The 19,330-nt window shown below is 41.9% G+C and carries 17 protein-coding genes and 1 pseudogene; 8 read left to right on the top strand and 10 right to left on the bottom strand.

Translation table 11 applies throughout. The annotated features are described in order from the left end of the window. The first annotated feature begins 115 nt into the window (after positions 1-115). The gene (gene dinG / locus D3222_RS06000) at positions 116-2,251 is read left to right on the top strand and encodes an ATP-dependent DNA helicase DinG (protein ID WP_118985346.1); all 2,136 of its coding nucleotides are present in this window, start codon (positions 116-118) and stop codon (positions 2,249-2,251) included. A gap of 202 nt (positions 2,252-2,453) precedes the next feature. Here the strand turns inward: dinG and D3222_RS05995 are convergent, their stop codons facing one another. The 3 genes and pseudogenes from D3222_RS05995 to rhtA all read right to left on the bottom strand — a co-directional run bounded on the left by D3222_RS05995 (position 2,454) and on the right by rhtA (position 4,264). Further along, positions 2,454-2,675, bottom strand: a complete 222-nt coding sequence (locus D3222_RS05995; protein ID WP_118985345.1) for an alkylphosphonate utilization protein — start codon at positions 2,673-2,675, stop codon at positions 2,454-2,456. A gap of 217 nt (positions 2,676-2,892) precedes the next feature. Then, positions 2,893-3,078 (bottom strand): annotated as a pseudogene (locus D3222_RS05990) (DNA starvation/stationary phase protection protein Dps); the annotation flags it as partial. Positions 3,079-3,370: 292 nt separating this feature from the next. Further along, positions 3,371-4,264, bottom strand: coding sequence for a threonine/homoserine exporter RhtA (gene rhtA, locus D3222_RS05985; RefSeq protein WP_118985344.1), 894 nt, complete (start codon positions 4,262-4,264; stop codon positions 3,371-3,373). Between the two features lie 431 nt (positions 4,265-4,695). On the opposite strand from rhtA, the gene D3222_RS05980 reads away from it, so the two are divergent. Then, positions 4,696-5,259, top strand: a complete 564-nt coding sequence (locus D3222_RS05980) for a TIGR00730 family Rossman fold protein (RefSeq protein ID WP_118985343.1) — start codon at positions 4,696-4,698, stop codon at positions 5,257-5,259. Positions 5,260-5,388: 129 nt separating this feature from the next. On the opposite strand, the gene D3222_RS05975 is transcribed toward D3222_RS05980, so the two are convergent. Continuing rightward, the gene (locus D3222_RS05975; protein ID WP_118985342.1) at positions 5,389-5,799 is read right to left on the bottom strand and encodes a toxin; all 411 of its coding nucleotides are present in this window, start codon (positions 5,797-5,799) and stop codon (positions 5,389-5,391) included. An 844-nt stretch (positions 5,800-6,643) separates the two neighbouring features. Here D3222_RS05975 and D3222_RS25405 point away from each other — a divergent pair. From D3222_RS25405 to D3222_RS05955, 3 genes are all read left to right on the top strand, one after another. Continuing rightward, a complete protein-coding gene (locus D3222_RS25405; protein ID WP_198672753.1) occupies positions 6,644-6,844 on the top strand; it encodes a hypothetical protein in 201 nt (66 codons plus the stop codon). Between the two features lie 40 nt (positions 6,845-6,884). Then, positions 6,885-7,133: a hypothetical protein gene (locus tag D3222_RS05960; protein WP_118985340.1), complete on the top strand. Its 249-nt coding sequence runs from the start codon at positions 6,885-6,887 to the stop codon at positions 7,131-7,133. 235 nt (positions 7,134-7,368) lie between these two features. Beyond that, positions 7,369-8,964, top strand: coding sequence for an ABC-F family ATPase (locus D3222_RS05955; RefSeq protein WP_118985339.1), 1,596 nt, complete (start codon positions 7,369-7,371; stop codon positions 8,962-8,964). 82 nt (positions 8,965-9,046) lie between these two features. On the opposite strand, the gene moeB is transcribed toward D3222_RS05955, so the two are convergent. The 3 genes from moeB to D3222_RS05940 all read right to left on the bottom strand — a co-directional run bounded on the left by moeB (position 9,047) and on the right by D3222_RS05940 (position 12,006). Beyond that, positions 9,047-9,799, bottom strand: a complete 753-nt coding sequence (gene moeB, locus D3222_RS05950) for a molybdopterin-synthase adenylyltransferase MoeB (protein WP_118985338.1) — start codon at positions 9,797-9,799, stop codon at positions 9,047-9,049. Beyond that, on the bottom strand, positions 9,799-11,040 hold the full coding sequence (gene moeA, locus D3222_RS05945; protein WP_118985337.1) for a molybdopterin molybdotransferase MoeA: 1,242 nt from the start codon (positions 11,038-11,040) through the stop codon (positions 9,799-9,801). The genes moeB and moeA overlap by 1 nt, the downstream gene beginning before the upstream one ends. A gap of 219 nt (positions 11,041-11,259) precedes the next feature. Further along, positions 11,260-12,006, bottom strand: a complete 747-nt coding sequence (locus D3222_RS05940) for an SDR family NAD(P)-dependent oxidoreductase (protein WP_118985336.1) — start codon at positions 12,004-12,006, stop codon at positions 11,260-11,262. A 361-nt stretch (positions 12,007-12,367) separates the two neighbouring features. Here D3222_RS05940 and D3222_RS05935 point away from each other — a divergent pair, with 361 nt between their 5' ends. The 3 genes from D3222_RS05935 to yeiB all read left to right on the top strand — a co-directional run bounded on the left by D3222_RS05935 (position 12,368) and on the right by yeiB (position 15,560). Then, positions 12,368-13,561 (top strand): YbfB/YjiJ family MFS transporter, encoded by a 1,194-nt coding sequence (locus D3222_RS05935; RefSeq protein ID WP_198672752.1) that lies wholly within the window; start codon positions 12,368-12,370, stop codon positions 13,559-13,561. A gap of 169 nt (positions 13,562-13,730) precedes the next feature. Further along, the gene (folE, locus tag D3222_RS05930) at positions 13,731-14,390 is read left to right on the top strand and encodes a GTP cyclohydrolase I FolE (protein ID WP_112876125.1); all 660 of its coding nucleotides are present in this window, start codon (positions 13,731-13,733) and stop codon (positions 14,388-14,390) included. A 21-nt stretch (positions 14,391-14,411) separates the two neighbouring features. Beyond that, the gene (gene yeiB, locus D3222_RS05925; RefSeq protein WP_118985334.1) at positions 14,412-15,560 is read left to right on the top strand and encodes a DUF418 domain-containing protein YeiB; all 1,149 of its coding nucleotides are present in this window, start codon (positions 14,412-14,414) and stop codon (positions 15,558-15,560) included. Here yeiB and sanA read toward each other — a convergent pair. The 3 genes from sanA to cdd form a co-directional block, all read right to left on the bottom strand. Further along, on the bottom strand, positions 15,532-16,272 hold the full coding sequence (gene sanA, locus D3222_RS05920; RefSeq protein ID WP_118985333.1) for an outer membrane permeability protein SanA: 741 nt from the start codon (positions 16,270-16,272) through the stop codon (positions 15,532-15,534). The two genes, yeiB and sanA, sit on opposite strands and share 29 nt — an antisense overlap. A 140-nt stretch (positions 16,273-16,412) precedes the next feature. After that, entirely contained in the window at positions 16,413-18,110 is a 1,698-nt protein-coding gene (locus tag D3222_RS05915) for an NAD-dependent malic enzyme (protein ID WP_118985332.1), read from the bottom strand. A 215-nt stretch (positions 18,111-18,325) separates the two neighbouring features. Beyond that, positions 18,326-19,210 (bottom strand): cytidine deaminase, encoded by an 885-nt coding sequence (gene cdd, locus D3222_RS05910; protein ID WP_118985331.1) that lies wholly within the window; start codon positions 19,208-19,210, stop codon positions 18,326-18,328. Between the last annotated feature and the right edge of the window lie 120 nt (positions 19,211-19,330).

Below are 19,330 nucleotides of genomic sequence, written 5' to 3'. Positions count from 1 at the left end.
ATTTAACGAATGTGGAATTAAATTGTGGGTTGACCGATTGTTGTCTCGGTATGAAGCTGATTTCATTTTTGCTCTGTGGGACAATAGCGCTCCGATTTCATGGTAGTAGAATCCAATGGCACTTTCCAATTCAATAAAAAATCAGATAAGTCAGTGGTATAAGACATTACCTCAACATATTAATGGTTTTATTTCTCGTGCTCCGCAGCGACAGATGATTGCCGAAGTTGCAAAAACCCTTGCGGATCAGGAAGGGCGTCATTTGGTTATTGAAGCACCAACGGGAATCGGTAAAACCCTTTCTTACCTGCTACCTGGCATTGCTATCAGCAGAGCGGAAAGTAAGCCATTGGTCGTGAGTACGGCGAATGTCGCTTTACAAGATCAGATTTACAGTAAAGACCTTCCTCTGTTGCGTAAAATTATTCCTGATCTGAAATTTACCGGTGCTTTTGGTCGTGGTCGTTATGTTTGCCCACGTAATCTTGACGCTATCTGTGCAACCGAGAGTGAGCAGATCGATCTCATGTTTTTGGTTGAGGACAAAACAGAGCTTGCCAGTAGTGAAGAGAGGGAATTGTGTCGTCGGTTGCGTAGTGATTACACAACTTTTGCCTGGGATGGATTGCGTGATCACCATAAATTGGCTTTGTCTGATGCTTTGTGGACGAAAGTGAGTACAGATAAAGCAAATTGTCTGGGACGTAACTGTCAGTATTATCATCGTTGCCCGTTTTTTATTGCTCGCCGTGAGATAGATAATGTAGATGTGGTGGTCGCTAACCATGCGTTAGTGATGGCGGCATTGGAGAATGAGTCGGTACTCCCTGATGCTAAAAATTTATTATTGGTACTCGACGAAGGACACCATATACCGGATGTTGCCAGGGATTCTCTGGAAGTTGAGGGGGAAATCACTCTGTTTCAACTTAATGGTCAATTAGATACTTTTGTTCGTCATGTTGAGCAATATCTGGTGCAATTCCATCCGGCAAAGCCACCACGCTTAGCGAATGCCAGTTGCCTGAATGAGCATAGTGAAAAACTACGGGAGTGCTTTAGAGAGCTCGCAATGATCACTCAGGCGCTTTTACCTGAAAAGAATGAAGTAGATGAGTATTTGTTCGGAATGGGTAAATTACCGGATAACTTGCTACTTTGCTGCCAGCAGCTATTTAAATTGACCGACGGTTTACGGGGTCTGGCAGAAGCGATACTGAATGATTTGACTGAGAGGACGGCTAAACAGGATATTGTCAGATTGCATCGGTCTATTTTGCATACCAGTCGTACGCTGGGATATTTTGAAAATATGACTAAGCTGTGGCGCTTGGCAGCGTTGGAAGAGTCATCCAGTGCACCGGTATCAAAATGGCTTAGACGCCGTGATGAGAAAAATCAGTCGCACCTCTACTTCCATTGTGCCGGTATCAGAGTCAGCGAACAGCTTAATCAACTGCTTTGGAGTAGCATTCCTCATGTGGTTGTGACATCGGCAACGCTTTGTTCTCTGAATAGTTTTTCCCGTATTCAGGAGTTGACTGGGTTAACTGAAAAAGCAGGCGACCGTTTTGTTACATTGTCATCACCTTTTGATCATAGGCAGCAGGGCAAACTGATTATTCCCAAAATGTCATTGGAGCCGACACTGCACAATGAAACTGCTCATTTGCAAGAGATGGCGTGTTATTTCAGGGCTCAATTGCTGAGGCAGCAACATAAAGGTATGTTGATATTGTTCAGCAGTCAGAGGGCGATGGATATCTTTCTCTCTTATGTGACAGATTTACGCTTGATGTTATTGGTGCAGGGGGATCAGCCACGTTATCGGTTAGTGGAAACTCATTGTCAGCGTATCAACGAAGGGCAATGTAGCGTATTGGTTGGATTGCAATCTTTTGCGGAAGGTTTGGATTTAAAGGGTGATTATCTGTCCCAAGTTCACATTCAAAAAATCTCATTTCCGCCGGTCAATAATCCGGTCATTATTACTGAAAGCGAGTGGTTGAAATCACTCAAACGTTATCCTTTTGAAGTACAGAGTTTACCAAGCGCTTCTTTTAGTCTTATTCAGCAAGTAGGAAGACTTATCCGTAGTCATGAATGCTATGGTGATGTGGTGATTTATGACAAGCGCTTACTGAGTAAAAGGTATGGCCCAAGATTATTGCAAGCGCTGCCTGTTTTCCCTATTGAGCAGCCGGAGGTTATTTCAGAGGCGGAAATTGAGAACATAAAAAAGGATAATTGAAACTCACAATTAGCGAAAGCAAGGCCAATTCTGCATGGTTTATGATAACTAGGCTCTGAAGGTAATAATTGACAGAGCCCAAGAATAAATCTACTCAAAATCGGGGTTTATTTTTACTCTTAGCAAAAAATGCCGGCCTTTTGCGCCACCCTCTTTATAGGGGGCGGCTAATTTGGTAAATAAAATCGATAGAAAAGGCGGCTTATCCTACTTTTTTCAGAAAACAGGTTTTCAATACTAACCCTCTGATTTTATCTGAGTTACATTCGATTTCATCTTCACGATGGGTAAGACGGATATTTTTAATCAAAGTGCCGCGTTTTAACGTTGCTGATGTGCCTTTTACTTTTAGATCTTTGATGACCTGTACAGAATCGCCATCATTAAGTAGGGTGCCATTGCTGTCTTTTACTTCGTTGTCCATTTTTTTATTTCCTCAAGTTATTTCTGAAAATAAGTGTGGATTATAGACAATTTGTGCTGATTATTAAAGGATATGGCGAAATTTGTCCGTGCGGAGGGCATTTTATGATGTTTTGCCGTGTCGGGTATTGGGTGGTGAAAGGCTAATGTAAACAGGCCCCCGTTGTTAACAGGGGCCTGTAAGTCTTAGAGCTCTTAATGTGACGGCTCTTTATATTTTACTGCTCAACGCTTGCTTCAATAAACCATAAGAATTTGTCGAGATCACGAGAGGCGGCAGTTAACATATCCGCGGTGTTTTCATCCTCAACTTCATCCAGCGTTTTGCGGATATCGTTAGCGACAACACCATAACGGTCGGCTAATTCTTTTAGATGGTCTTGCATGTCATGGATATTTGTTGGCTACTTTCACTCACCCCAGTCACATAGTTGTCTATGCTCCTGGGGATGCGTTCACTTGCCGCCGCGCTGCAACTCGAAATCTATTAGGTATAGCTTATTCCTATTAAATCAATAGTTAATTTTTATAGTAAAATATTTACCATGAAATTCTTAGATTAATATTGGAAAGTATAATAATTTATCAGGTGAGTCTGTGTGAATAATTTGGTCATGAATGAGTTTCTTATTTATAAAAAACCGGAGAATGACTTTATTCCTCCGGTTTCTATTTTATTTCGATTAAATAAAATGATTAATCGACTTCGGTGATTTTAGGTTTTCCTTTTATTGTTGACGTAGAACCGATGGAGGCAAAAATAATACAGAACAGTGCCAGCCATTGCGTTATCGTTAAATGCTCATTCAGAAACGCAATACCAGATAGCGCGCCCAGTGCGGGTTCAAGGCTCATCATCGTACCAAATGTTTGTGCAGGTAAACGGGTCAGAGCAATCATTTCCAGTGTGTATGGGAATGCAGTAGACAGAATCGCAATTGCCAGTGCCAGAGGGAGAATTGACATATCAAATAATAGTTCTGGCCCCGTTTGTATCAAACCGACAGGGAAAAATATCATAGCAGCGATCAATGAACCAATAGACACAGTTGCTGCTCCATGACCTGCCCCGGCGCGTTGGCCGAAAATAATATACAGTGCCCAGCAAACACCCGCGCTGAGTGCATAAATAATCCCTATCGGATCTAAACTATCAATATTATTATTGCCAATGGGTAGTAGGAAAGCTAAGCCGGCGATAACCAATGCCACCCAAAGAAAATCTATTGGTCGGCGTGATGAGAACATCGCTACAGCCAGTGGGCCGGTGAATTCAAGAGCCACGGCAATACCTAGAGGAATAGTTGTCAGTGCCATATAGAATGTATAATTCATCGCGCCAAGAGCAATACCATATGTAAGCAGTGGCATGATGGATTTTCGGCTAAAACGCAGACGCCAGGGTTTAAAAATAATAAATAGAATGATAGTTCCAAGACCTAGGCGCAGTGCGGTAACACCCGGTGCACCGATGACTGGAAACAGCGTTTTGGCAAGAGAAGCACCGCCCTGAATTGATGTCATGGCAAGCAGTAACAGTATTACAGGTATTAATGGAAAGGTACTCTTTTGGAGCTTGGAAGAAGACATCCGGGCAAAACCTCAATTAAAATCACGTGATCTGGCCGATAATCTTCGCAGTGAAAGGCAGATAACTCAATAGGTTTAGAGAATATAATTTTAGCGAAATATTTTTCATTTATTAGACCATATTGTATGGTTATAGTGAAATTAAATTTTATTATTGGAGTATAATTCTGATATAAATTTACATTGTATTTTAATGTGTCGATAATTTGGGAATTATAAGTGATGAGGGTATTTAATACAATTTGGTTAATACTTGATTTCATATCATAATAATTAAATATAAGTTATGATTAATGCTAATATATTGAATATGAAAAAACCATTCTTATTTTGTTTTTCTTGGTATCAGTTTTATAAGTGAGTTGTATGATTGTGATACTAACGTATAATCCTATTTTTCATGTAAAGATAAAGTAACCGGAGCTGAGATAATGAAAAATATTGCTGTTTATTGTGGTTCAAGTCTGGGTATATCTGAAATCTATAAAGAAAATGTCATTATCTTCGCAAAGGAGTTGGTTAAACGTAATCTTACGCTCATTTATGGTGGCGCCAGCGTGGGTATTATGGGAACTGTTGCCAATACGGTTTTGGCAGAGGGCGGGAAAGTGATTGGTGTCATTCCAACATTATTGGAAGCGCGAGAAATATCACATAAAAATCTGACTGAATTATACGTTGTTGAAACGATGCATCAGCGTAAAAACAAAATGATTGAATTAGCTGATGGTTTTGTTGCTTTACCTGGTGGCTTTGGTACGTTGGAAGAGTTTAGCGAGGTATTTACCTGGAGTCAGATTGGGTTACATACGAAACCTTGCGGTATTCTTAATATTAATAACTTTTATGATCCGCTAATTGCTATGATTAATAAAATGGCTGATGAACAATTCTTGCATGAAAAATATCGTCATATGGCAATAATTGAACAAGATCCTGCTATCTTACTCGATCGTTTTAATACTTATCGCTCTCCATCTATAAAAACATATTAAAGTAAGAATTCATAATTGATTAAGATGGGAAAGAGATTATCTCTCTGAATAAATAAACCATTCCTGTTGTATAGATATTAATTAAAATATCTTCTCACAGGAATGGTGGTTAATACTAGTGATTAAGTATTAGCTTACAATCATATAATCTACTACTGGATTATTACCGCCATCTGCTGTATAGGATAAATGTAAATCATCACCTAAATAATCGGTTGAGATTGAGTAGCTGCTGCTGCCAATGAGAGGATTGTTCCATGTAATATAAATGCTATAGATTTCGCCTTTGCTATCTACAAATACATAGGTACAGCGTCCTGCAACACCACCTAACAGGCTGTTTGAATCACTTCTCCAAATCGCTTTTCCAGGCGTGCTATCATTGCTTCTGTTAATGACTTGAGGAGGAAGAGTAGTCCATTCACCTTGATCCAGACGGATAGAATCCTGAATAAGTTTAAGTTTATATTCTGATTTGTTAGTTACTTTTGCAATAACGCTGATTGGTGCTTTTAAAGAAATTGCTTCGATCTCTGACATGATATTACCTCTTGTAATTGATGTTAAAAATATAATTAATAAATTCCAAGATTCTAATTCAACCTGTTATGGTTATATAAAATAACTTGGGGTGGAACCAACCTTTTTAGCTATATTTGATATACCCTTCATCTTTCAAGCTGCTGTTTTGTTGGCTGCTTTCACTCACCCCAGTCACATCGTTATCTATGCTCCTGGGGATTCGTTCACTTGCCGCCTCGCTGCAACTCGAAATCTATTAGGTATAGCTAATTTTTACTTCTTATTAGAATTCCGTTTCTTTATATTTCCTGAAATTCAATTTTTATATCTCAGTATTTTTACTTATCGCTATCACCACTTTATTATCGTCTTTAATAATTTTTATCCTTTTAAAAGATTAAAGTTAAAAACAAACTATCTATTAAATGGTGTAGATAAAAAGTTTTATTTTGTCTTGATGTTTTTTAAGATACCTGTTCTCTCAGATAAAAGTCAATTTTTTTACTCTTTGTGTTTTATTATAAAATAACAACCGGTTAATTATATTTTTGTACCTAAAAACGTAGATGTAGATGATAAAATATGTCTATGTTTTTAATAACTAATATATAAAACAACTATAATGTCAAATAAAAATAGGCCGCCAAGTCTATGATGAATTAATAATAGCTTTATTATTTGAACATTAATTCATCATTATATTGATGAGATGTTAATGGATTGTAATATTGAATGAGTCTTTATTCTTGTTAAGAAGTTTACTAATTTATTGATTAACACATATTTGGATAATGAGATAAGATTATATTCACTATAGGGACTATTACATCTTTGATGAAAAAATGGTAAAAAGGAAATTGTTGTGAACGTAATATCATTAATCCCTAAATTGTTGCAGTATGGTGAGCGTGTTGGGGTATTACCGGTGGAAATGAAGAACAGCGAATTGATCAGGCTATTGCATGTACCCGCAGTTTCTTCGAGGATTTGGGAATCCAGACCCGTTTATCGGATGACAACCTTGGGGGGCAGGGGTGCTCTTGAGGTTTTAAGTCTGTTTTAGCGAATGAATTTGCAGTACGATATAAATTAAATAGGAAAAAATGTCTGAATCAAAAATGGATAATAAATATCAGCAATCATCGTCTATTCAGTTAGAAAATAATCTCTATCGGATTGTGGAGGGTAGCAACCGGAATTTTAATGAATGGTTGTATTTGCGGAATACATTATGGCTCACGGCATCGGAAGAAAATCACCGTGAAGAAATGAACTCGATTTTGAATTCTGATAATCAGGTTGCTTTTATTACAGTGGATTATATGTCGATGATGACGGGGTATTACAAATAACTAACCTTGCGATCACACATGAAAATTTTGAACCCTATTATGCCTGTTGTACTCATACATTAAATTTTTTCATATATATTTTTCAATCATTTCAAACTATTTACCTATCATATTCCAGCCTTTTGTCGAAGAAACAGATACAACTATAGGCGATACTCTCGTTCTATTGTGGCATAATACGCCGCTATCGATTTTTCCGATTTCCCTTTTGTTTCTCAATGTAAGAGCGAATGCAGTGTTAAGTACAAACAACATCACCATGCAATTTGGCAGTAAACCCCTGTTTGAAAACATTTCTGTCAAGTTTGGCAACGGTAACCGTTATGGTCTGATTGGCGCTAATGGTTCTGGTAAATCCACTTTTATGAAAATCCTGGGAGGTGATCTGACGCCTACTGCCGGCAATGTCAGCACCGATCCCAATGAGCGTATTGGTAAACTGCGTCAGGATCAGTTTGCTTTTGAAGAGTTCACGGTGTTGGATACCGTGATTATGGGGCACACGGAACTGTGGCAGGTAAAGCAGGAACGTGACCGCATCTATGCAATGGCAGAAATGAGTGAAGAGGACGGCTATCGTGTTGCCGATCTTGAGGTGGCTTATGGCGAGATGGATGGTTATAGCGCCGAAGCGCGTGCCGGAGAGCTGTTGCTGGGGGTTGGTATTCCAGTAGAACGGCATTACGGTTTGATGAGCGAAGTGGCGCCCGGCTGGAAATTGCGTGTATTGCTGGCTCAAGCGCTGTTTTCTAATCCTGATGTTCTGTTATTGGATGAACCGACGAATAACCTGGATATTGATACGATTCGTTGGTTAGAGCAAATACTGAATGAACGGAATAGCACCATGATCATTATTTCCCATGATCGTCACTTCCTGAATACAGTTTGTACTCATATGGCTGATCTTGATTACGGTGAGCTGCGTCTGTTCCCCGGTAATTATGATGAATATATGGTTGCCGCTACTCAGGCCCGTGAGCGTCTAGTGGCTGATAATGCGAAAAAGAAAGCACAGATTGCGGAATTGCAGTCTTTTGTCAGCCGTTTCAGCGCTAATGCTTCCAAATCAAAACAGGCGACTTCCCGTGCTCGTCAGATTGATAAAATCCAGTTGGAAGAAGTTAAAGCATCCAGTCGTCAGAATCCTTATATCCGTTTTGAGCAGGATAAGAAATTATTCCGTAATGCTCTGGAACTGGAAGGTTTGACTAAAGGCTATGACAATGGCCCTCTGTTTAAAAATCTTAATCTCTTGCTGGAAGTTGGTGAGAAACTCGCTGTTATTGGTGCTAACGGTATTGGTAAAACAACTTTCTTAAAAACGCTCGTTGGTGAAACAGAGCCAAATAGTGGCACAGTTAAATGGTCTGAAAATAGTAGCATTGGTTACTATGCTCAGGATCATGCCAATGATTTTGACTGCGATCTGACAGTTTTTGACTGGATGAGTCAATGGAAGAGAGAAGGGGATGATGAACAAGCTATTCGTAGCGTATTAGGCCGTTTGTTGTTCAGCCAAGATGATATTAAGAAAAAAGTCAAAGTATTATCGGGTGGCGAAAAAGGGCGGATGCTATTTGGTAAATTGATGATGCAACAGCCAAATATTCTGATAATGGATGAACCAACAAACCACTTGGATATGGAATCCATTGAATCCCTGAACCTTGCGCTTGAGTTGTATAAAGGTACTTTGATATTTGTTTCTCATGATCGGGAATTTGTTAGCTCATTGGCAAGCCGAGTTATGGAAATTAAATCTGATAAGGTCATTGATTTTAAAGGTACTTATGATGAGTATCTAAGAAGTCAGGGAATTATTGAGTAATAGTCTTGTGGCATAAATCGCCCTGGTTGAGATAACCGGGGCGCGTTATTTCTATTGATTGTTATTTCTATCGGTAGATAGATTAACTGTTGCACACTTCGCAATTGGGATCTTTAAGTAATTTAATGTCACGAAATTGCATCGTCATTGCATCAAACAGTAAAACCTTCCCGCTGCTGACTTTGCCGTATCCAGTAAGGAGTTTGATGGTTTCCATTGCTTGTAATGTACCGATGGTACCGACCAATGGCGCCATGACTCCCGTTTCTACGCATGTCGGATTGTTTTCGCCAAACAGTCTGCTCAGGCAACGGTAGCAGGGGGCATCTGGCTGATAAGTAAATGTAGTGAGTTGTCCTTCCATGCGAATAGCTGCGCCGGAAACCAGAGGCGTTTTCCTTACCAGACACGAGCGGTTCAGTTGTTCGCGGATTGCCACATTATCCGTGCAATCCAAGACAACATCATTCTGGCTGATAAGTTCATCTAGCGCCTGATCTTCCAGTAATCCATTAACGGTTTTAATCGTGACATGTGGGTTTATTGCCCGGAGCGTCAATTGGGCTGAATGCACCTTAGCCATGCCGATACGTTCATCTCGATGCAGGATCTGCCGTTGTAGGTTCGAGAGAGAAACGGTATCAAAATCCAGTAGTGCTATTGTTCCCACCCCTGCTGCGGTCAGATATTGGGATGCCGCGCAACCTAAACCACCCGCACCGACTATCAGGATCGCCGAAGATTTCAATTTTTCCTGACCGTCAAAATCAAATCCACGTAGAACAATCTGACGGTTATAGCGTAGGGTTTCTGCGTCTGTTAGTTCAATGGCCATTATTCATTTTTCAGTAAGTGATTGAACAATTCGATTTCAACATTTTCACCAACGTCTACCCGCCCACGTTCACGTTCCAGAACAATGAAGCAGTTTCCTTGACTGAATGAACTAAATATATGAGAGCCTTGATGCCCTGTCGTACGGACTTCCAGTTCACCTTGTTTATTCGCCGAAACAATACCCCGTTGAAAATCCATTCTTCCCGGTGTCTTTTTCAATGGCGTGGTGACCTTGACGCGTATACGCATAGGAGGTTGCCATGCCGTAAAGCCGGACAGGCGAGCGATTAAAGGTTGAACTAATTGATAGAAAGTCAGGACGGCTGAAACTGGATTACCAGGCAGACCACAGAACCAGGCGTTTTTTAGTTTGCCAAAAGCGAAAGGTTTACCCGGTTTAATGGCTAGTTTCCAGAAACTGATTTCTCCTAATTCATCCAGAATCTGCTTGGTGTAATCCGCTTCACCCACAGAAACACCACCACTGCTGATAACTAAATCAGCTTGTTGATCTGCTTGTGCGAAAACATGACGTAAAGCTTGGGGATTGTCTGCAATAACCCCTAAATCAATAACGTCGCAATCCAGTTTTTCCAGCATCAGGCGAATAGCAAAACGGTTGGTATCATAAATTTGCCCTTCCTTGAGTGGGTGACCGATAGCTTGTAGCTCATCACCCGTCGAAAAAATAGCGACTTTTAATTTGCGAACCATTTCAACTTCGGCGATGCCTAAAGACGCAATCAGGGGTAATTGAGCGGTGGATAATTTGCTGCCTGCCGACAATACCACTGCGCCTTTAGTCATATCTTCGCCAGCCAGACGGATATTTTGACCCTGTTTGATTGGTTGAGTGAAAACGACGCCATCATCAGTAGTTTCTGCGTGCTCCTGCATAATAACCGTATCGGCACCTGTGGGAATAGGCGCGCCAGTCATAATGCGGATACAGGTTGCAACCGGCCATTTTCCTTGAAAAGGTGCGCCTGCCAGCGCTTTTCCTGCCAGAGGCAGGGGTTTATTGCTGTTTAAATCGGCATGGCGCACGGCATAGCCATCCATTGCTGAGTTAGCAAAAGGGGGCACATTGATAGGAGAAATAATATTTGTTGCCGTGATGCGTCCTGATGTTTGCGGGAGGCTGACGGTTTCTGTGTCAGTCAGAGGTGTAACTTGCGTCAGAAGTTTTTCCAACGCCTGCTGCAAAGAGATCAACCCAGAGATATGACAGTGATCCATAATGAAGCTCCCAGATAACGTTTTTTATTAATGGCATTATGGCAGAGATCATCATATGTGTGAGTGATATTTGATTTTGAGCGTCTGTTCCATAAACGCGGCGATATTGGTGTCGGTTATCCAAAACGCCGCAATATGTAACAAGCGCATAGAACATCATGATTAACCTGGCATCAGAGAATTTGTTGTTGTAATAGCCGGGTTAAAGTGGTCAAGAGATTATAAGGTTTGACCACTGTCAACTGTTATGATTTGTCCTGTCATCGATTCTGCTTTTAGCAACATTAAGGTTATTTCTGCAACATCTTCTGGCGTTGAAATTCTTTCTAAGGGCAAATAAGTGCAAAGTGTATGCATTTTCTCTTCTCTCCCTTTCCACCATCTTGTTTCAACGGCGCCTGGCGCTACGCAGTTAACCCTGACCGATGGAGCCAGTGCCCGAGCCAAGGATCTTGTCAGCCCGTGAACCGCTGATTTGGAAGCGGCATAGGGGATACAAGAACCCAGGCCCGTTTCGCCAGCGATACTGCCGACATTCACGATAGCACTCCCCGTTCTTGCTTTAAGATAAGGTGCCGCATACCGGCAACAATGAAATGTGCCTTTCACATTAACATCAATAATGGTATCCCAAATATCGCTAGATATGGCATCAAGATCTTCAAATTGAAGTTGTCTGGTTGTCGCCGCGTTATTTACCAGATAGTCGATCCCGCTAAATTTTTCCACGACGGTGTTTATCATTGCTTGCACAGCCGATTCGTCGGCAACATCCGCTTTTATCGCGATAGCTTGTCCCCCATCTTTGATAATGGCTTCTGTTGTTTCCAGCGCATCAAGTTCACTTTGTGAATAGATCACGGCGACAGCCGCACCTTGTTTTGCCAGCATAATACTGATAGCCCGTCCTATACCGGTTCCACCACCGGTGACAATGGCTGTTTTACCTTGAAATGCTTTATACATAAAAATGCTCCTTATTAATATTTGTACATAACATGATGAATCATATCTCTTATAGACAGGTTTGTTAGTACCATTTTGGCGTTATTGTGTGGAAGTCTGGCTAATTCAGCTAATGTTGTGTTGCAAAACTCGATTTAACCTTAATAGAGGTAACTTAATAGAGGTAAAGTAAATAAGGTGGAGAAGAGTACGAAAATTCATATACGCTGACGTTCCAGATACTGTAATTAATTGCTTACTGATTTTTTATTTATGGGCAGAAATAATTTACGTTTTTCTGGGAACTTTGTTAATTAAAAGTGTGTATTGTATTTAATTTATGTTATAGCTTATGAGAAATAAATTAAAAAAATAATATTTTATGACTATGAACAATTCAACTTCCCTGCAACAGAGTCACCGCTACCTCGCTTTTCATATCGCAATGAGTGGATTTTTGGCACTGGTTGTCGCTATGGGAATTGGGCGTACTGCTTTCACTCCTCAAGTGCCTTTAATGATCGCGGAATTCCAGTTTAGTCTGACTGGGGCCGGTATCGTTGCGGCTTTTAACTATCTGGGATATCTGGCCGGTTCTTATGATGCAATGCGGGCGCACCGTTTGATTGAATATCGGCTTTGGGCCGGATTATGGGGAGCAGTGATTATCACATTACTCTCTGCACTACTGTATGGGGCGATATTGCACAGTATCGCCCGTTTTTTTATTGGTTGGGCGAGTGGTTGGACATTGGTGCTAGTAACATCATGGGCCAATGAACAGTTGGCTAAATTGAATCGTCCTGCGTTGAGTGCTGCCATATTTGCCGGACCGGGAGTCGGGATATTCGTTACTGGTATCCTTGCTATTGGTATTCAAGCATGGCAAGTGAACGCTGCCGAAGCATGGCTGTTGTATGGCATTTTGGCGCTGATTTGTAGTATCTATATTAGTCGGCATTTTCCCCGTAGTGGTGAGCTACACCGTTCGCAGGCCGAGGTGAAGAAACTGACTTTGACACCTGCAATTAAGCGGCTGGTATGGAGCTACAGTTTAGCGGGGTTTGGTTATATTTTACCTGCGACTTTTCTTTCGCAAATGGCAAGCGATCGTTTCCCTGGCAGCTTGTTTGCCCAGTTTGTCTGGCCAATATTTGGTGCCGCCGCGGTCATCGGCATCGGTTTTGCTATTCTGACCCGTCATATGCTGACAACGCAAATCCGGCTGGCGATCACTTTATGGATTCAGGCGGTGGGTATTCTTATCGCTGAGATCATTCCGGGAATAGGTGGTCTGGCATTAAGCTCTTTGTTGGTTGGTGGTGGTTTTATGTGTGTGGTGCAAATGGCGTTTCAGTATGGTCGTGAATTAGCACCGGAACATAGCCGTTATATGGCTGGGTTATTGACGACGGGATATGCTGTTGGGCAGCTTATTGGGCCGATGCTGTCAGCGGTTTCCACCGCAATAACCGGGAGATTGGAGCCTGCGTTATATGTCGCATTGATTACCTTGATCATTGCCGGATTATTGGTTTGTAACAGGAATAAACCGACCAGCGAAGTGCGTGTGTAAAGAATTCATCTAATCATGAAAAGCTATCACTGGATAATCACCACGTGCTCATTTACAGTGTGTGCAATAGTTACCTGTTAGTCGTGATTGTTTCGGTGATGGTACTCATGACTCGAACATCAATTGACTACCCGCCAGATGATGGAAAGTAATGTCTTTGGAGAAAATAATGTCATCTTTAAGTAAAGAAGCTGAGCTTGTGCATTCGGCGCTGGAAGCTCGTGGTCTTGAAACGCCTTTGCGTGGTCAGGCATTGGCGCCGGAAGTGCGCAAAGCGCGGATTGAGGAGCATATGACGGAAGTTATGAAACTGTTGAATCTCGATTTGCGTGATGACAGTTTGGCGGAAACCCCCGGTCGTATTGCGAAAATGTATGTCGATGAGATTTTTTCAGGGTTGGACTACAGCAATTTCCCGAAAATCACATTGATAGAAAATAAAATGAAAGTGGATGAAATGGTGACCGTTCGTGATATCACACTCACCAGTACCTGCGAACACCATTTCGTGACCATTGATGGCAAGGCGACGGTTGCCTATATCCCAAAAGATAAAGTGATTGGGTTGTCTAAAATTAACCGTATCGTGCAATTTTTTTCTCAGCGTCCACAGGTTCAGGAGCGCCTGACCCAGCAGATTCTGATTGCATTACAGACACTCCTTGGCACCAATAATGTTGCCGTATCGATTGATGCGGTTCATTACTGTGTGAAAGCGCGGGGCATCCGCGATGCAACCAGTACCACGACGACAACCTCCTTGGGTGGATTGTTTAAATCTAGTCAAAATACCCGTCAAGAGTTTTTACGCACAACTCGCCATGTGTAATCTTTACATCGGGATATAAGAATGGTCTGCCAGAGAATTGACTCACTGGATAGTATTCGTGGCCTGGCAATACTGGGGATATTGCTACTCAATATCTCCGGTTTTGCTTTGCCATCGGCCGCTTATTTGAATCCGGCATATAATGGTTCAGCTTCTTTAACTGATTTGATTATCTGGTCTGTACTTAGCGTCTTTGTTCAGGGAAAGTTCCTGTGTATTTTGGCCTTTTTATTTGGTGCGGCATTGGAGCTACTATTACCAAGGGGCAAAATCTGGAATTATCCACGATTAACCATACTTGCTCTAATTGGAATGGGACATGGCATCTTATTATGGGATGGTGATATTTTGCTCGCTTACAGTTTGGCCGGTTTTTTCAGCTTTCAATTGATCAGCCAAAATAGCGCCAGTAACAGGTTATTTATGCAAGGCGCTATTTTTTATCTGATCGGATTAGCGTTATTGTTTATTCTCGGCTTTCTTTCCAGTGGCGAACCTAATGATGTTTCTTGGCAGTCGACGGAATTCCAGATGTTATACGAAACATATTGGAAAACGTCTGGTGGATGGCTGGCAGTAAAAGAGCGTTCCAATCAGGTCATGTTGATGATGGTCATGCTGTTTGTTCAGTATGGTTGGCAGCTTATCGGTATTATGTCATGTGGTGCTGGATTAATGCGTAATGGTTGGCTAAAAGGTGAATTTTCAGTGAGCCATTACCGAAACGTGGCGCTATTGCTGATACCTCTCAGTATTGCTGTTCAGATATTCTCCGTGGTGTTCCAATATACCCATAATTGGGATTACTTTTGGTCAGGTATTGTCGGTTATATCCTTGCTGAGTTGGTAACGCCATTTCAGGCGCTGGGGTATATGGCTTTAATCTATGGTTTCTGGCCGGTCATTTCATGCTGGCGAATTAATTACTGGCTCAATCAGGTTGGGCGAATGGCGATGAGTAATTACTTGCTACAAACCTTAATCTGCACCCTGCTGTTTTATAACCTTGGGTTTTTTGGTCAATTTAGTCGTTTAGAATTACTTGCATTTATTCTTCCTATTTGGGCGGTGAATATTCTTTTTTCATGCTGGTGGTTACGCCGTTACCCACAAGGGCCAGTAGAACAGCGGTGGCGTGATATCACGGCGGTGTTGGCCCGGTCCGCTTAAGCTGGGTTTTATCCATTTCCCACAATTCTTCTGGGGTTACGGCGGGGTAATCAGTCATACCTTTTGGGACCTTATGTGGAGCAGGAATGGGAATCAACGGGCCCAGGAAACGAGGTTCACGTTTCAGAATATAAAGATCAGTCAGAGCACCAAGGCGGGCAATGATTTCACGTAATCGAACGGTAATCATATTCTTGGGTGTGGAAACCGCATAACACTGAGCAGTAATTCCCATATGCATAGCGATAAATAGGGCTCGTTCGCAATGGAATCGTTGAGTGATGATCGTAAAGTCATTGGTGTTAAAAACCTTCCGGGTTCTGACTATTGAGTCAAGTGTTCTGAAACCCGCAAAATCCAATACGATATTTGCAGCAGGAATACCCGCTTTTACCAAATCCCTGCGCATGGTGACTGGTTCGTTATAACTTTGCTGAGCATTGTCGCCACTCAGGAGCAAATATTTGATTTTGTCGCTGTTATAAGCATTAATGGCTCCCTGAATACGGTACATATAGTACTGATTTGGTGCGCCAGAGAGGTAATATTTAGCAGTACCAAGTACTATACCCACTTCACGTTCAGGAAGTTGTTTGAGATCATCAAAGACATAGGGGGCTGTTTTCCAACTAATCCAGCGGTCAAGTGCAATAGCTGTCAGTATCAGCATCCCTGTGATGAATAACAGACTAGTTATCAGGCGCTTCCACATGCTTTTGCCTTATACACATTAATGGCTGAATTTGTTAAAGGCTACTTGACCTGAAATTGCGAAGCAAGTTTTCTCTGTAAGAAAAAGCTTGCTAGTAAAAGAGAACTAACAAGCTTTTTAGGTATTTTTAGTGATAAAAATCAGAATGAAGTACGTTTGTACACGCGGTATTCAGGTTTCCAGAAGTTGCGTTCAATGGCTTCATCCAGTGCTCCATCTGAGGTCACAGTCGCAACGCCCTGTATTTGTGCTTCTTTGGCGACTTGTTTAGCAATTTTGCGTGACACTTGTTGAATATCATCGATAAGTGGCAGTAACGGACCTTGACCTGCTTGGGCTAAGGGTGAGCAATCCGCCAGTGTTCGGCTTGCTGCCATCAACATACCGTCAGTAACCAGTTTGGCCCCCGATGCAATGACACCCAGGCCAATGCCGGGGAAGATATAGGCATTGTTACATTGCGCTATTGGATACTCTTGATCTTTATATTTTACCGGATTAAATGGGCTACCTGTTGCAACCAGGGCGGCACCATCCGTCCAGTTAATGATATCTTCAGGACGGGCTTCAACGCGGGAAGTTGGATTCGATAATGGCATGACGATTGGGCGTTCACAATGTTTATGCATCTCACGGATGATCTCTTCTGTAAACAAACCTGCCTGACCTGAAACACCAATCAATACCGTCGGTTTAGCATTACGGGCAACATCGAGTAGCGAGATTGAAGCGTTGTTTACATCCCATTTAGCCAATGAGTCGCTTTTCTGCACCAGCTTGTTCTGGAAATCCAATAGATTTGGCAGCTTGTCTGTCAATAAACCGAAACGGTCAACCATGAAAATACGGGCACGAGCTTGTTCTTCACTTAAACCTTCTGATTTCATCTGGGCGACGATCTGTTCTGCAATGCCGCAACCAGCAGAACCGGCTCCAAGGAAAGTAACTGTTTGATCTTTCAATTGACGGCCTGCTGCGCGACTGGCGGCAATTAAGCTACCTAACGTAACGGCGGCAGTTCCCTGAATATCATCATTAAAGCAACAGATCTCGTGGCGATAGCGATTAAGCAGAGGCATGGCATTTTTTTGTGCGAAATCTTCAAATTGCAGCAGCACATTTGGCCAGCGGCGTTTAACAGCCTGAATAAATTCGTCTACGAATTCATCATACTCTTCACCGGTGATACGCGGGTGACGCCAGCCCATATATAACGGGTCATTCAGGCGTTGCGGGTTGTTGGTGCCTACATCCAGGACAACTGGCAGTGTATAAGCCGGGCTGATACCACCGCAGGAGGTATACAAGGAGAGCTTACCGATAGGAATACCCATACCGCCAATGCCTTGATCACCCAAACCGAGGATACGTTCACCATCGGTAACAACGATGACTTTTACATTTTGTTTGGTCGCATTTTGCAGCATGTCATCAATATGTGCTTTGTTTGGATATGAGATGAATAGGCCACGGGCACGGCGGTAAATATCGGAAAAGTGCTCACAAGCTTCACCGACGGTTGGGGTGTAGATGATCGGCATCATTTCGTTCAAATGCGCATCCAGTAGGCGGTAGAACAGGGTTTCGTTAGTGTCCTGAATATTCCGCAGATAAATGTGCTTATCTGCATCATTTTTGAAATCAAGATATTGCCGATAGGCACGTTCAGCTTGTTCTTCGATGGTTTCGACCGCTTCCGGTAATAAACCGTGAAGATTAAAGTTGCTGCGTTCTTCATCAGTGAAGGCGCTGCCTTTATTCAGCAGGGGAAATTCCAACAGAATTGGGCCAGCATAGGGAATATATAGTGGACGTTTACTTTCGTGTTCCAGTTCCATGAATCTTACTCTTTGAACTAAATGGATAAACAAGGTTTAGTACAGATCCTAAGAGATAGGAAAAATATGTACAGTAAATGTTACTTAATTAGAGGTATCATGAGCCAAAATGAGAGATAACATCCAAGTTTGGCTAATAAAATGTTAAGGTAATTGTTTTTTACAGCGGAAAACCCTCTATCTACATAGAGGGAAAAATGAATTTTCCACTGAATTTAGAAAGTGTAGTAATCAAATTTGCTGCAACCGAGCGCGGCAAGTATAGATTGAGTCGCACTCCGTTGGGATAAATCACTGTGTTTTCCCTCAACCAACACCGCTCTTTCGATAGCCAGGCAATCACCACCAGAAATATTCATCAGAATCAGCGCTGTTTGTAATGGGGGTAAGCTTGGGTTAAATGCGGCATTTTCTGCATAACGTCCAGGATAAATTTTTCTATCTTTTCCCAGAAGTGCGGTGCCACTGTAGGAATTACTGTATGGGGCATAGCTCTGGTTTGCTGCATCTAATGCTGTTAGTACTAATTTATCCGTGGTTTCTAGTTTATAACCATGATTGACCGGATCCATCAACAAAGTTGTGATGCCCAGATCGTTTGGGCCAAAGGAATCCGGCAGATAATGATCTAATGTTGAAGGTGTCTGCTTTGGCAGGTGAATCTCTAATTGTGTGCCACTATTAAGTTCATTCATAAATTGACGGCAGTGGCCGCACGGAGAGTAATTCACAGTAACGGATGCCAGTTTCTTCTCGCCCAATAACCAAGCGTGAGTAATCGCACATTGTTCAGCATGAATCGTTTGCTGTAGTGGTACGCCAGCAAATTCCATATTAGCGCCAAAATAGAGGTTTCCGCTTTCACCACGGGCAATTGCACCAACATTAAAATGTGATATCGGTGTCAGAGAACATGCCGCTGCGAGTGGCAATAAGGCGATAGCCAAGGTGTTATCGTCAAAACCGCAGGCTTTCTTAATGGATTCAGCCTGATCAGCGGTGAGCATGGCAGGAAAGTCGTTGTTTCCTGCGTAAGGTAAAAGTGCATCCTGTAGTTTAGATGGCAGCTGTACCCATATAGGGTGAAAACGAGCTTGCATAGCGTGATCTCCGAATTAACTTAAGATCATTCTAAGTTGTCTGATGAGATTTGTAATGTGATAAATATCATATAGATGATGAGAATTATGTAATTGAAGTTAGTAATCGAGCGATTATTA

Source organism: Photorhabdus sp. CRCIA-P01, assembly GCF_003545805.1.
GTDB lineage: Bacteria > Pseudomonadota > Gammaproteobacteria > Enterobacterales > Enterobacteriaceae > Photorhabdus > Photorhabdus antumapuensis.
Note: the sequence above shows the minus strand (reverse complement) of the source record. Positions and strands in the feature narration are given on the sequence as shown.